This window comes from Paenibacillus aurantiacus (assembly GCF_042431225.1).
In the GTDB taxonomy this organism is placed as follows: Bacteria; Bacillota; Bacilli; order Paenibacillales; family Paenibacillaceae; genus Paenibacillus_Z; species Paenibacillus_Z aurantiacus.
In genome coordinates, this window is sequence record NZ_JBHMDO010000055.1 from 1 (window position 1) to 13,887 (window position 13,887).

10 protein-coding genes are annotated in these 13,887 nt (G+C 56.7%); 6 read left to right on the forward strand and 4 right to left on the reverse strand.

Features of this window, described 5'->3' with window-relative positions; all coding sequences use genetic code 11:
- Positions 1 to 129: 129 nt before the first annotated feature.
- Together ACFFSY_RS33865 and ACFFSY_RS33870 are read right to left on the reverse strand one after the other, a co-directional pair.
- Positions 130 to 1,545 (reverse strand): NAD-dependent malic enzyme, encoded by a 1,416-nt coding sequence (locus tag ACFFSY_RS33865; protein WP_377502837.1) that lies wholly within the window; start codon positions 1,543 to 1,545, stop codon positions 130 to 132.
- A gap of 140 nt (positions 1,546 to 1,685) precedes the next feature.
- Entirely contained in the window at positions 1,686 to 2,801 is a 1,116-nt protein-coding gene (locus ACFFSY_RS33870; protein ID WP_377502839.1) for an MGDG synthase family glycosyltransferase, read from the reverse strand.
- A 314-nt stretch (positions 2,802 to 3,115) separates the two neighbouring features.
- Here ACFFSY_RS33870 and kapB point away from each other — a divergent pair, with 314 nt between their 5' ends.
- Entirely contained in the window at positions 3,116 to 3,505 is a 390-nt protein-coding gene (kapB, locus tag ACFFSY_RS33875; RefSeq protein WP_377502840.1) for a kinase-associated lipoprotein KapB, read from the forward strand.
- A 1-nt stretch (position 3,506) separates the two neighbouring features.
- Entirely contained in the window at positions 3,507 to 4,133 is a 627-nt protein-coding gene (locus tag ACFFSY_RS33880) for an orotate phosphoribosyltransferase (protein ID WP_377502842.1), read from the forward strand.
- Between the two features lie 487 nt (positions 4,134 to 4,620).
- Here ACFFSY_RS33880 and ACFFSY_RS33885 read toward each other — a convergent pair whose 3' ends face one another.
- Positions 4,621 to 5,976, reverse strand: coding sequence for a stalk domain-containing protein (locus ACFFSY_RS33885; protein ID WP_377502844.1), 1,356 nt, complete (start codon positions 5,974 to 5,976; stop codon positions 4,621 to 4,623).
- A gap of 361 nt (positions 5,977 to 6,337) precedes the next feature.
- Between ACFFSY_RS33885 and gltB the strand changes: the two genes are divergently transcribed.
- Positions 6,338 to 10,942 (forward strand): glutamate synthase large subunit, encoded by a 4,605-nt coding sequence (gene gltB / locus ACFFSY_RS33890; protein WP_377502846.1) that lies wholly within the window; start codon positions 6,338 to 6,340, stop codon positions 10,940 to 10,942.
- A gap of 157 nt (positions 10,943 to 11,099) precedes the next feature.
- On the forward strand, positions 11,100 to 11,432 hold the full coding sequence (locus tag ACFFSY_RS33895) for a hypothetical protein (protein WP_377502848.1): 333 nt from the start codon (positions 11,100 to 11,102) through the stop codon (positions 11,430 to 11,432).
- A 272-nt stretch (positions 11,433 to 11,704) separates the two neighbouring features.
- On the opposite strand, the gene ACFFSY_RS33900 is transcribed toward ACFFSY_RS33895, so the two are convergent.
- Positions 11,705 to 12,076, reverse strand: coding sequence for a helix-turn-helix domain-containing protein (locus ACFFSY_RS33900; RefSeq protein WP_377502850.1), 372 nt, complete (start codon positions 12,074 to 12,076; stop codon positions 11,705 to 11,707).
- Positions 12,077 to 12,366: 290 nt separating this feature from the next.
- Between ACFFSY_RS33900 and ACFFSY_RS33905 the strand changes: the two genes are divergently transcribed.
- Positions 12,367 to 13,116 carry a YveK family protein gene (locus tag ACFFSY_RS33905; RefSeq protein WP_377502852.1) on the forward strand — a complete coding sequence of 250 codons (750 nt, stop codon included), beginning with the start codon at positions 12,367 to 12,369 and terminating at the stop codon, positions 13,114 to 13,116.
- Positions 13,097 to 13,768 carry a CpsD/CapB family tyrosine-protein kinase gene (locus ACFFSY_RS33910; RefSeq protein WP_377502853.1) on the forward strand — a complete coding sequence of 224 codons (672 nt, stop codon included), beginning with the start codon at positions 13,097 to 13,099 and terminating at the stop codon, positions 13,766 to 13,768. The genes ACFFSY_RS33905 and ACFFSY_RS33910 overlap by 20 nt, the downstream gene beginning before the upstream one ends.
- The last annotated feature ends 119 nt before the right edge of the window (positions 13,769 to 13,887 follow it).

Here is a 13,887-nt window from a genome sequence, read left to right on the forward strand (position 1 = left end):
GATCGGAAGAACATGCGACCGCGCAGTGGGTGCGGTAACCCAGTCATTTTTTTAAAAAAAACGGGGGTATCCCAAGGTCATCTTTTGATGACTTTTGGGACACCCCCTTCTTTCTTTGGCGTCCGGCAGCTACTCCCGGACTTGCCGGCGGGCGACGTCGGTTGCCGCGGCCGCCTGCACGACACGTCGGCGCACTTCCTCGACGACGCGTCCGTTGAACACGCTCGGCACGATGTAGAGCGGGCTTAGTTCATCATCGCTGATGACCGAGGCGATCGCCTCGGCGGCGGCCAGCTTCATCGCTTCGTTGATATGAGTGGCCCGGCAATCGAGCGCGCCCCGGAAGATGCCCGGGAAGCAAAGCACGTTGTTGATCTGGTTCGGATAATCCGACCGCCCGGTGGCCAACACGGCCACAAGATCCTCGGCCTGCTCGGGCCGGATCTCGGGCTCGGGATTGGCCATGGCGAATACGATCGGATCGCTTGCCATGGTCTGGATATGCTCCCGCTTCAGGATGCCGCCCGCCGACACGCCGATAAAGACGTCGGCGCCTTCCAACGCCTCCGCAAGACCGCCTGTTCGGCGTTCTTCGTTGGTGTTCTCGGCGTACCATTGCCAGGAAGCGTTCGCATACGTCTTGTCCCGCGTCAGAATGCCTTCGCGGTCGACGCCGACGATATGCTTGGCGCCGCCGGCCAGCAGCATCTTCGTGCAGGCCGTGCCGGCCGCGCCGATGCCGCAGATGACGATCCGCGCCTCGCTTAAGGAGCGTTCCGTCAGCTTGAGCGCGTTCAGCAGGCCGGCATACAGGACGACCGCCGTGCCGTGCTGGTCGTCGTGGAAGACCGGGATGTCGAGCTCGGCCTGCAGCCGGCGTTCGATCTCGAAGCAGCGCGGCGCGGAGATATCCTCCAGGTTAATGCCGCCGAAGCCGGGCGCCAGCGCCTTGACGGCGGCGATGACCGCTTCCGTGTCCTGCGTATCCAGGCAGATCGGGAAGGCGTCCACGTCGGCGAACTGCTTGAACAGCATCGCCTTGCCTTCCATGACCGGCATGGCGGCGTAAGGGCCGATATTCCCGAGGCCGAGGACGGCGCTGCCGTCGGAGACGACCGCGACCGTGTTGCGCTTGATCGTCAAGTTGAACGCTTTCGACGGATCCTCGCTGATCGCCGTACATACTCGCGCCACCTCCGGGGTGTACACCCGGGAGAGGTCGTCGCGATTCTGAATCGGCGTCTTCGGCGCGATCGCGATTTTGCCGCCTAGGTGAAGGAGGAACGTGCGGTCGGATACGTTGACAAGACGAATGCCCGGCAGCTCCCCGAGCGCCTCGGAGATGCGATCGGTCGTACCTTGTTCGGATACTTTGACCGTCAAGTCCCGCACGCTCAATCCGCGTCCGGTCGATATGACGTCGATGGCGATAATGTCGCCTCCGGCCCGCTCGATTGCGGTCGCCGCCTTGCCGAATTGGGCGGTCGCCGTGTCGAGCTCCAGCCGCAGGATGATCGTTTTCCCGTCCAGCGAGCGGTTGTTCATTTCAGTTGCTCCTTTCGTCCATCGCGAGGTGCCAGGAGCGGCACCCTGCATCGATAACATACCTAAGGTATATTTACCCCTTGCGGGGAATGCGCTATGCAGGGAAACATTGCCTCGGCTCGCATCAAAAAGAAAAACCGTCACTGCATAAACTGCAGGACGGCACGGGAGCATTGCATCGGATTATAATATTGATTCCGCTTAGTCAGCAGCTTTCGTCTAAATTGATCGGAGGCATACGGCTCCAGAATTAGCGCGAACCATCGTTTGATCGTGTCTGCGGACTCAAGCATTTCGCCGAACCCCTGCTGCACGAAATATTCGCAGTTCTCTTCTTCCTGGCCCGGTATGGGCTCGTAGAACAGCATCGGGATGCCTTTGCTGAGCCCCTCCGTGCATGTCATGCCGCCCGGCTTCGTCACCAGCAGATCGGAAATATCCATCAGCTTGCTTACTTCGCGGGTAAAGCCGATCACCTGAACGTTAGGGTGCTGGAATCTCGGATCGGCGAGCAGGCGCGCGCGTGCTTCCTCATTATTGCCCACGCAATAGATGAGCTGGACGCGATCGCGGTATTCGGTCATGTGCGCGAGCAGGTCGTCGCTGTTCATCAGACCCCAGCCGCCGCCCATGATGAGTACCGTGGGCATCGGCTTCAAGCCGAATTGGGCCCGGATCTCGGCTTTGTCGTGCGTGTGCCAGAAATTCGGATGGACGGGAATGCCCGTCACTTCGATTCTATGGGCCGGAATGCCGCGTGCGAGCAGCTTCGACATGACGACAGGGGTGGATACGAGGTACTTGTTCACTTCGCCGCTCGTCCACGTGCCATGGGCGTCGTAATCCGTAATGAGCGTGAACAGCGGCACGTCCAGCCCCAGACGCTTCAGGCGGGAGACGACCGCGTTCGGCACCGGGTGGGTGCAGACGATCAGATCAGGCTTCAGTTGTTCGATCACTTGTGAGGTATGGGTATAAAAAATGCGGTGCAACGCAAGCTGAGTGAGCCGGTTGAGCGATTTTTTGTATTGTCTGCGGTACATGATGCCGACAAGCTTCGGCTGTTTGCTGACCGTTTTGCGGTAAGCGTTCACAATCATCGGTCCCAGCACCGGATTCAGGAACTTCCCGAGCTCGATGACGCGAGTCTGAATTCCCGGATCCAGCTCGCGCAGACCGACAGCCAGCGCGTAGGCGGCTTGGGTATGTCCGGAACCGAACCCCTCCGAGAGCAACAGCACTCGTTTCTTGCGCATCTTCTCACCTGCTTTTCTGTATAAAGACGAAGGACTTCGGATCGCCCGCCATCTATTCCCCGCGGCTTATCTTATACCATATTACTTCGGCAGAAGCGCTAACACAAGATTGCAGCGCCTATCTTAGCTGTAAACCGGTGCGATTTGTGCCTAAAAATTAGGTAAATTACCAAGGTGGCGCACACGTCCCCATGAATACGACGAGTGGGATGGGTAAAAAGATGATAACGCTTGCTTTATTCCATAACTTGCTTCCGCTTCGGCAATTCCGATATGCTAAGGGAAACAATAGTCCAAAGGAGCGTGAGCATGTCATGCGAGCAGGCGAACCATATCGTCCCGAAGCGGGCGAGCTTGTCCTTGCGCAGGTGAAGACGGGAGAATATATCGGAGAAGTGGTCGAAGCGGGCGGACCTCGCGCGCTCGTGAAGATTCTGGCGGTACGCAAGCATCCGGAGCAGGGGGATCTGCACCATCCGTACGACCCCGACGTGCCGATGTTCCATGAACGCCGGGCGCTCAGCTACACGGAGAAGACGAACGTGCCTTACGGCGACCTGTCGCCTTACCGGGGGGACGTGCCGGACTATAAGAGCTCGCTCTTGGCCGCGCTCGCGCGCGAGATCGAAGGGCTGGACCGGCTGAAGCGCTGGGCGGAGAAGGGCTTAAGTTCGCTCGAAGCGCTCGGCCGGGAGTACAAGTAGCATGGACGCCGCCGGCGGCAAGCCCCATCGTCCGTTTATCTCAGCGAAGGAGTCGATCTTTCTTACCATGGACAAGCAAATGATGGCCGAGGAAATCTATAAGCTCGCGCATTGGAACGGGGAAGTGCGGATGCGCTCCGGCGCGACGAGCGATAATTACGTCGATCCGTATCGGTTCGAATCCGACCCGCGGCTGATGGGCGCGATTGCCTGGGAGATGTCCACATTCGTGCCGGTCGGCACGAATGTGCTTGCGGGCCTTGAGCTGGGCGGCATTCCGCTTGTGACCGTGCTGTCGCTGGAGACGCGGATTCCGGCCGTGTTCGTACGTCTGAAGGCGCAGCAGTACGGCACGGGACGGGTCGCGGAAGGCGCGGAGATCGCGGGCAAGCGCGTATGCGTCATCAAGGACCTTGTCTCCACCGGCACCCAGGTGCTCCAGAGCGTGAACGATCTTCGCGCGGCCGGGGCGAACGTAACCGACGTGATCTGCGTCATCGCGCAGGACCCGGAAGGACGCCGCAATATCGAAGCGGAGGGCATCCGGTTCCACGCCCTGTTCACGATCGAGGAGTTGACCCGCATTGGCCTGGGCGGAGAGGAAGGCGAGCCGAACATGGAGGAGTAGGGGAAGAAGGGGCCAAGCCCCTTTGACCCCGCTTTTGTTGCTCCCTCTCCCTTCCCCCTCCGCAATGCTGTCAGGTTAAGAAGGGCTCCGCCCCTTTGACCCCGCTTTTGTTGCCCCTCGCCCCTTCCCCCTCCGCCGAGGGGAACCAGAGGACTTCGCCCTCTGGACTCCCTTCTTCGTGCAGCCACTATGGCTCGCGGTCGGCGGTTTGACTTGAGCAGGGCACGCTTTTGTCCTGTCGGACAAAGCTTCAGTGGGTCTTGAAGTCTAAGACATAAGCCTGTCAACTATAGGCCATGGGTGGCTTCACCGGACGTTTTTCCTTAACCTACCAGCATTGGGGGTAAGGCGCAGGAAAACGGAAGTCGCGTTTGCTGCGCGTATAACGCGAACATAATGAGATGAACACGAAACAGCCTGGGAAACGGTCGATAGGCGGCCGATTCCCAGGCTGTTCGTTTTGTGCGCGTATATTAAGGAAAGAAGATTACGGATTAATGAATGCCGTCTTGATTGTTTTGCGATACACGACTTGATAACCGAGGCCTTCCGACAACGCCGCGAGCGGCAAATACGTGGAAAGGGTCTTGCCGTTCTTCGCCAAATAGGCCGGCGTCGCGAGCGGCACCTGCTGGCCGTTCACGCTCATCGTCTTCGCGCCGATCGTGAAGGCGACCTTCTTGCCTCCGGCTTGAATCGTCGCGGTCTGGGTTTTGCCGTCCCACGCGAGCGTGGCGCCAAGGGCGTTCGCGACGTCGCGCATTGGCAGGAACGTCGTATTGTTCTTGATGACCGGCTTGTTGCCGCCCGTCAGCTCCTTGCCGCCCACGACAAGATGAAGCGGCGTGTCCGCGGCCAGCGGAGCGCTCTTGCGGAACTCGCCCCAGATCGTGTTCGCGAATTGCTCGCCGATGACTTCGTAACCGGCATCGTTCGGATGTACGTCTTTGTCGCGAATCGAGGTGAGCACGAATTGTTGGCCGGCGAACGGCGTGGCGATGTCAACGATCGACAATGAAGCACCTTCCCCAGCAAGCTTCGACTTCACGGCCTCGAGCCCATCGTGCAAGGAGGTGACGGCCTTCTCAAGTACGGCATATTGCTCCTCCGTGACAACTTTCACGAATTGGCTCGGCTTCGGTAGAGGCAAATATTGGTCAGACAGCACGATTTTGGCGTCGGGATTAAGGCTGACGATCGCCCGAAGGGACGCCTCTAACGTCTGGGTGTAATTGGCAAGCAGATCGTCGAGCAGCTTCTGCAGCTCGGCCGGTTCCACGGTTCTCGATTGCAGCTCTGTAAATATAGGAAGGAAGTCGTTGCCCCCGATCGTCATGACGATCAGGTCGGCGCCGCTTGCGGCTTCCTTCAGCGCGGCGGTCTTGGCGATCGTCTCGGCCGCGTACGGATACTTGGACAAGCCGCTCTGCGCATCCTCGGCCGCCACGGTCTTGCCTTGGACCGCCGCGTCCAGCCAGTTCTTGAGGCCTGCGCTCTTCAGGCCCAGAACACCGAAGTTCTGTACCTCGGCGGCGCCGTGATAGAGCGCTTGTTCATAGACGCGGCCGACATAACCGTAGAGAGCCGAAGGCTCGGTAATCCCCATTTCGTAGCCGACCGTAAGCGAGTCGCCGATGGCGACGATTTTGTACGGATTGGCGCGGTTGTAAGCGGATACCGGAGCTGCGGCCGCGAGGGGTATTGTCCGGATTTCGGCGAATTGAGCTGACGAGGTCGCGTTCGCATTCGGCGATGCCGCGACGGCTTGCGGGAGCGAGCTTGCGAGCATGACCGCCGCGAGCGAGAGGAGTGTAAGCGGGGTTTTCCTTAAGTTGCTATACAATGAGACCACTTCCTTTTGTTATAGTTAGCCTGTAAGAATGGCCGAAGCTGACACCATGCGTAAAACATCTCTTATCGCGATCATAAAAATATTAAATTGATATCGCAAAGGCCTGATGTTATTATCATATAAATACAAAATTTGCGCATTGGATGTTTGAACTGCGGCACATCGAAGCGATAAAGCGAGATTCCGTACAATCAACATCTGTAGAGCAGGGAATGTTCGTGCTCTCGAAGATGCGGAAACGGTCGAGGTTGCACTCCTTTTCCATTGTAAGCGATTGTGCTTCTAAATTGAAGCGTAGGGCCGTCATGATTTACGTTTGCACAAAAATCTTCTGATAGAAAGGTTGCACGCAATGAAAGAGAATCGTTTCGGATTGCCGCCGAAGCAAGGCCTATACGACCCGCAGTACGAGAAAGACGCATGCGGGATGGGCTTTGTGGCAAACATCAAGGGGAAAAAGTCGCATACAATCGTCCGTCAGGCGCTCACGGTTCTGGAGAACATGGAACACCGCGGCGGCCAAGGCAGCGAGCCGAATACGGGGGACGGCGCGGGGATCATGCTTCAAATCCCGCACAAGTTCTTCGAGCGTGAGATGAAAGGGCTCGGAATCGAACTGCCAGCAAGCGGCGAGTATGCGGTAGGCATGCTGTTCTTGTCCCAGGACGAGACTGTGCGCGGCAAAAACGAGCGCGAGCTGGAGGCGATCATCCGCGAGGAGGGCCAGACGGTAATCGGCTGGCGCACCGTGCCGACGAACGACGAGAAGCTTGGCAAATCGGCGCTTGCGGTCAAACCGTACGTCCGTCAAGTCTTCATCGGTAAATCCGCCGACCTGCAGGACGAATTGTCCTTTGAACGCAAATTGTACGTCATCCGCAAGCGCGCCGAGCTGGCGATACGCTATGCGGGCGCCGAGGGCGGGGACGTCTTCTACTTCCCGAGCCTTTCGAGCAAGAAGATCGTGTATAAAGGCATGCTCACGACCGAGCAGGTCCGCTCGTTCTACGTGGAGCTGAGCGACGAAGCGGTCGAAACAGCGATCGCGCTCGTCCACTCCCGGTTCTCGACGAACACGTTCCCGAGCTGGGAGCGCGCGCATCCGTACCGCTATATGATCCACAACGGCGAGATCAACACGCTGCGCGGTAACGTCAACTGGATGCATGCCCGTCAATCGCTATTCGAGAGCGAGCTGTTCGGCAGCGACATGGACAAAGTGAAGCCGATCATCAATCCGGATGGTTCCGATACGGCGATGTTCGACAACACGCTGGAATTCCTCTTCCTGTCCGGCCGTTCACTCCCGCACGTCGCGATGATGATGGTGCCGGAGCCGTGGTCCAACCACGAGACGATGGACGATACGAAGAAAGCTTTCTATGAATACCACAGCACGCTGATGGAGCCATGGGATGGTCCGGCGGCAATGGCGTTCACCGACGGCACGCAGATCGGCGCGATCCTTGACCGCAACGGCTTGCGTCCGGCACGCTACTATGTGACGAAGGACGATCATATCATCCTTGGTTCCGAGGCGGGCACAGTGCCAATCGAACCGGAGAACATCCTATATAAAGACCGTCTTCGTCCAGGCCGCATGCTCCTCGTGGACACGAAGGAAGGCCGCATCATTTCCGACGAGGAAGTGAAAGCCGCGATCGCAGGCGAGCAGCCATACCGCGAGTGGTTGAACGAGCACCTGATCGGTCTCGACGATCTGCCGGACGCGCCGGAACTGCCGGAGCCGGACCATGAGTCTGTCGAGCGTCGTCAGCAGGCGTTCGGTTACACGTTCGAAGATGTGCGCAAAGTGCTGGAGCCGATGGCGGGCAGCGGCGTAGAGCCGATCGCTTCCATGGGTTACGACGCGCCGCTGGCCATTCTGTCGGAACGCCCGCAGCGTCTGTATAACTACTTCAAGCAGCTGTTCGCGCAAGTGACGAATCCTCCGATCGATGCGATTCGCGAGGAGATCATCACCGCGACGACGACGACGATCGGACCGGAGCGCAACTTGCTTCGACCGGAGGCGGAGAGCGCGCGTCAGATTTCGCTCGCATCGCCAGTTCTTTCTAATGAAGAATTCGCAAAATTGCGCCATGTTCGCCGTCCGGGCTTCAAGTCGATCACGCTGCCGATTCTATTCTCGGCCGCTGAAGGCGAAGAGGGCTTGCGCGCGGCGCTTGAACAGATGAACGAAGCGGCCGACCGCGTTATCGCCAAAGGCCACAACATCCTGATTCTGTCCGACCGCGGCGTAGACCGCGAGAACGCCGCAATCCCGGCGCTGCTGGCCGTCTCCGCGCTGCATCACCATTTGATCCGCGAAGGCACGCGCACGCGCGTCAGCATCCTGCTGGAGTCCGGCGAGCCGCGCGAAGTGCATCATTTCGCCCTGCTGCTCGGCTACGGCGTCAGCGCCGTGAACCCGTATCTGGCGTTCGAAACGCTCGACGACATGATCCGCCAAGGCATGCTGCGCGGCGTGACGCACGAGAAAGCGGTCAAGAACTTCATTAAAGCAGCGACGAAAGGCGTTACGAAAATTCTGTCCAAATACGGAATTTCGACGATCCAATCGTACCGCGGCGCACAAATCTTCGAAGCAGTGGGTCTGCAAGAAGAACTGATCGAGAAGTACTTCACGTGGACGCCATCGCGTATCGGCGGCATCGGCCTCGACATCGTGGCGCAAGAGACGCTGAAGCATCACAACCGGGCATTCGCCGAGCAGGAAGGCCGTGTGAAGGAGCTTGACTCCGGCGGCGAATACCAATGGCGTAAAGACGGCGAAGACCACCTGTTCAGCCCGCAGACGATCCATACGCTGCAGATGGCTTCGCGTACGAATAACTATGAGCAGTACAAGAAATTCTCCGCGATGGTGCAAGGCGAAGACAAGAAGCATCTGACGCTTCGCTCGCTGCTGGACTTTAACTTCGATGCCCAGCCGGTACCGCTCGACGAGGTCGAATCCGTGGAATCGATCGTGAAGCGTTTCAAGACGGGCGCGATGTCGTTCGGCTCCATCAGCAAGGAAGCGCACGAAGCGCTTGCAATCGCGATGAACCGCATTGGCGGCAAGTCCAACACGGGCGAAGGCGGCGAAGATCCGGCACGCTTCATCCCGGACGCGAACGGCGATTCCCGCCGCAGCGCGATCAAGCAGGTAGCATCCGGTCGCTTCGGCGTCACGAGCAACTACCTCGTCAATGCCGACGAGATCCAGATCAAGATGGCGCAGGGCGCGAAGCCGGGCGAAGGCGGTCAGCTGCCAGGACGCAAAGTCTACCCTTGGGTTGCCGAAGTCCGTGGTTCGACGCCAGGCGTAGGTCTCATCTCGCCACCGCCGCACCATGATATCTATTCGATCGAGGACTTGGCGGAGCTGATCCACGACCTGAAGAACGCGAACCCTCGTGCTCGCATTAACGTCAAGCTTGTATCCGAAGTCGGCGTAGGTACGATCGCAGCAGGCGTTGCCAAAGGCCGCGCGGACGTCATTCTCGTATCGGGTTATGACGGCGGCACCGGCGCTTCGCCGCTGGCATCGATCCGTCACGCAGGTTTGCCGTGGGAGCTTGGTCTTGCCGAGACGCACCAGACGCTCATCCTGAACAACCTCCGCGACCGCGTCGTGGTGGAGACGGACGGCAAAATCATGAACGGCCGCGACCTTGCAATCGCAGCGCTGCTCGGCGCCGAAGAATACGGCTTCTCGACGGCACCGCTCGTCGTATTGGGCTGTATTATGATGCGCGTGTGCCAGCTGGATACTTGTCCGGTCGGCGTCGCGACGCAGAACCCGGAGCTGCGCAAGAAGTTCATGGGCGATCCGAGCCACATGGTCAACTACATGCTCTTCGTCGCGCAAGAGTTCCGCGAGATCATGGCGCAGCTGGGCTTCCGCACGGTGAACGAGATGGTCGGCCGTGTCGATCGTCTGAAGACGAAAGACCTGATCGATCATTACAAGCTCAAAGGCATCGACCTGACGCCGCTGCTGCATCAAGTCGAGCTGCCGGAAGGCTCCGAGCGTTATCAAGTGCAGGAGCAGAACCACCTGCTGCACGAGTCGCTCGACATGCAGAAGCTGCTGCCGGCAGCGCAGCCTGCGCTTGAGAGCGGCGAGCAAGTACGCGCGACGTTCCCGATCGCGAACACGAACCGCGTTGTTGGCACGATCGTGGGCAGCGAAGTGACGCGCCGATATGGTGCGAAAGGTCTGCCGGAAGACACGATCTCGTTCCACTTCGTCGGCTCCGCAGGTCAAAGCTTCGGTGCGTTCGTGCCGAAGGGCATCACGCTCTCCATCGAGGGTGATTCCAACGACTACGTCGGCAAAGGCCTCTCGGGCGGCAAGATCATCGTCGCGCCGTCGCCGAAAGCGACCTTCAAGTCGGAGGACAACGTCATTATCGGCAACACCGCGTTCTACGGCGCGACGAGCGGCGATGCGTACATTCGCGGCATCGCGGGCGAGCGCTTCGCGGTCCGTAACTCCGGCGTGCGCGTCGTCGTCGAAGGCGTGGGCGATCACGGCTGCGAGTACATGACCGGCGGACGCGTCGTCGTTCTCGGCGGTACGGGCCGTAACTTCGCGGCCGGTATGTCTGGCGGCGTAGCCTATGTCCTGGACGAAGCAGGCGAATTCTACAACAACTGCAACCTCGAGATGGTCCTGCTCGAGCGTGTCGAGACCGAAGCCGAAGCAGCCGAGCTGCGCGGCATGATCGAACGCCACGTGCAGAACACGGGCAGCGAAGTCGGCGACCGCGTCCTGAGCGATTGGTCGACCTACCTGCAGAAGTTCGTCCGCGTTATTCCGAAGGACTACAAGCGGATGCTCGAGCAGATCGAGAAAGTCGAAGCAACCGGCCTCACTGGCGATGCAGCTCTTCTGGCGGCTTTCGAAGCCAATATGAAAGAACTGGCCCGGGTTGGCGGGAATTAATACAAGTAACAAAAAGAGAGCCTCTAGATGGCTCTCTTTTTGTTTACTCGCCATCATACGACAAAAATAGAACGGCATTCTATGGAATAGCATCTCAAGCTTCGACACATTCTGTAGCAAGAATGCGGTATAATAAATCCGTAAAATTAGAGAGAAAGTGTTACAGATTGGAGACAAGGGAGAGACGGTACATGGGGATGGCGGAGCATTCAAAGGTTGTAAGGTTGAAGCAGGAAGAGAAGAGACCGATCTCGCTCGACATCCATACGGTACTCATGCAATTAGGGCTGCGAGAGAAATGGGAAGCGAAAATGCAACGGCAGAATACGCCGGAGACAAAATAGAGATGATACCGTTTGCGGCTTCGGAGGAAGACTTTATTCCTAGAAGCCGCTTTCCTATTCATAGGAGAGGCACTTCGACAAAAAAAGAGGAAAATAGCCCCAAAAATACGACAGCCTTTGAAAAATGGATTGGCTATACTGAATGAGGTCGAGCAGGCGGCATGAAGCCGCTGAACCATGAAGAAGGCGGGAACTAGAGAATGGATCACCCGAAGAGCTCTCCAGAATCAGAAAAGACACAGAGGAAAATGGTGTTATGTATCGCAGACATTGTCGATCAGCTCGGTATAGATCGTAATAAGCTACCGGCCGAGTTCGTGCGGGTGAGCATAAATAAAGAAAGACGCGGGAATAAAACCATAGCCCGGCAAACCGTGCCTGGCTATGGTTTTATTCCCGCGTATAGGATGCGCGAGGCTTAAGGTTTCATCATGCGTTCCGCGCGGACGAATGCAATGAAACGACGCGCTTCATCGGCGGAGAGTTTCATGCCGTCGATCGTAAGATCGTATTTATCGAGAAGTTCTTCGTCAGACAGCTCCAGCTGGTCAACGAAATCCTTAATCGGTTCATCTAGCGTCATTTGGGTCGAGTTCGTTCGGCCTACAAGGTAATCAACAGACACGTGGAACAGATTAGCGAACTTCAGCAAGGTCTCGCTATCGGGTTCCCGGCGGTTCTTCTCATAGTGCGAAAGAGCTGCACGCGAGATCCCCAGAGAGCCGGATGTCTGTTCCTGCGTCCACCCCCGATCCTCCCTCAATTTCGCAATACGGCTGCCAATATTCATAAAACGCCTCCTAAATTACTGCTCGTTCTTTCATATTAATACGAAACGCTTACAATTGCATTGAATGCGACGAAATGTCGCAAACTTGCAAAAACTATGAAAAACGTATTGACTTGTTACGTTCTGTATCGTAAAGTAAACCTTGCAACAGATACACACTGTATCATAAATTATTTCCTGCGCTAAAACGACCTATACATTCAATTTCAAACTAAATTTTTATTATGCATGTCGTTTCGTCAAAAAACGAAGCGTAGCTTGAAAATCAATATTAATTGGAGGCTTGGGACGTGGAACTTAAGCGATACCTGCAAGTTATTCAGAAAAAATTATGGCTTATCGCATTAATTGTCTGTTGCGCGGTAGTTTTGTCGGTTGTGAAATCGGTCTTTTTCTCGACGCCGGTCTATGAGGCTGAAGCGAAACTAATCGTCAACCAAACGACGCAAACCGAGGGTCAAGAAGAGGAACCGACGATTAACTCGGTCCAGACGAATATTATGCTGATCAATACATATAAGGAGATTCTTCTTACAGCCGCTATCTTAGGCAAAGTCTCCGAGCAATATCCGCAGCTCGAAGCGAGCGCGAGAGAAATTTCGGCGCGCACGACGGTCAGCGCCGCGGCTGAATCGCAAGTGATGCGTTTGACATACCGGGATACGTCCTATAAGAACGCAGTTATGGGTGTCAACGGCATTGCAAAGGTCTTCCAAGAACAAATTCCTTCCATTATGAAAATTAACAACGTGACGATCTTGAATGAAGCGTCTGCTGACGAACCGGCTGCGCCGATCAACTACAATCCCGTCATGAGTGTTCTCCTGAGCTTTATTGTCGCATTGATCGCTTCCGTCACACTCGTGTTCTTCATTGACTACCTGGACAATACGTTTAAAACGGAACAAGAGCTGGAAGAAGAGTTGGGCTTGCCGGTCTTGGCTCTCATCACGAAGAACGACAAGGAAGATCGCAAATATAGGAACAACGCGAAAACTTCTTTAATGGAGGAAGGTAAATATGCCACGATCAACCAGTAACCGTCTTATCGCGCTCGCCAATCCGAGCTCTCCGAACTATGAATCATACCGGACGTTAAGAACGAACATTCAGTTCTCCTCCGTTAATATTCCGACTAAGGTCATCATGGTTACTTCCTCCCAGAAGGGAGAGGGGAAAACGATGACGGCAAGCAATCTGGCCGTCGCGTATGCGCAGGACGGCAAGCGGGTGCTGCTTGTTGATACGGATCTCCGCAATCCTTCTCTGCACAATGTATTCTCGCTTACGAATCGCGCCGGACTTTCGAGCGTGCTGGCCAATCAGGCTGGTTGGCAGGAAGTTATTCGGGACACGGGGGTCGAGAACCTCTCTATCCTGACTTCCGGACCGATTCCGCCGAATCCGTCCGAATTGCTAGGGTCCAGCCGCATGCAAGGATTAATGGAAGACTTGAAGGAACGATACGATATCATTATCGCCGATACGACATCGGTAGTTGCGGTTACGGATACTCTCGTGCTTAGTCCGTTATGCGATGGCGTCGTCCTGGTCGTGGCGGCTGGCAAGGTGGAAAAGGATTTCGTCAAGAAAGCCAAAGCCAACCTGGAGCACGCGAATGCAAGAATTCTCGGTCTGGTGCTAATTAAAAGCAGCCGCAAAGATCCGGGGATGATCAAGCAGGCGAAGTAGTTTTGGCGCATGCCTCCGAACTGCATAGCTTCAGGTAATGTCTACTATACCTTTATCATTGTAGGCACTCGATTACGCTGTGGGTGGCAAACCTTAGACTTCCATAGTCAATGGTGTAA

Coding starts and splice junctions, on each gene's coding strand:
- kapB (WP_377502840.1), top strand. CDS start 3,116: ATGCGAGCAGGCGAACCATATCGTCCCGAAGCGGGCGAGCTTGTCCTT.
- gltB (WP_377502846.1), top strand. CDS start 6,338: ATGAAAGAGAATCGTTTCGGATTGCCGCCGAAGCAAGGCCTATACGAC.
- ACFFSY_RS33900 (WP_377502850.1), bottom strand. CDS start 12,076: ATGAATATTGGCAGCCGTATTGCGAAATTGAGGGAGGATCGGGGGTGG.
- ACFFSY_RS33865 (WP_377502837.1), bottom strand. CDS start 1,545: ATGAACAACCGCTCGCTGGACGGGAAAACGATCATCCTGCGGCTGGAG.
- ACFFSY_RS33910 (WP_377502853.1), top strand. CDS start 13,097: ATGCCACGATCAACCAGTAACCGTCTTATCGCGCTCGCCAATCCGAGC.
- ACFFSY_RS33870 (WP_377502839.1), bottom strand. CDS start 2,801: ATGCGCAAGAAACGAGTGCTGTTGCTCTCGGAGGGGTTCGGTTCCGGA.
- ACFFSY_RS33880 (WP_377502842.1), top strand. CDS start 3,507: ATGGACGCCGCCGGCGGCAAGCCCCATCGTCCGTTTATCTCAGCGAAG.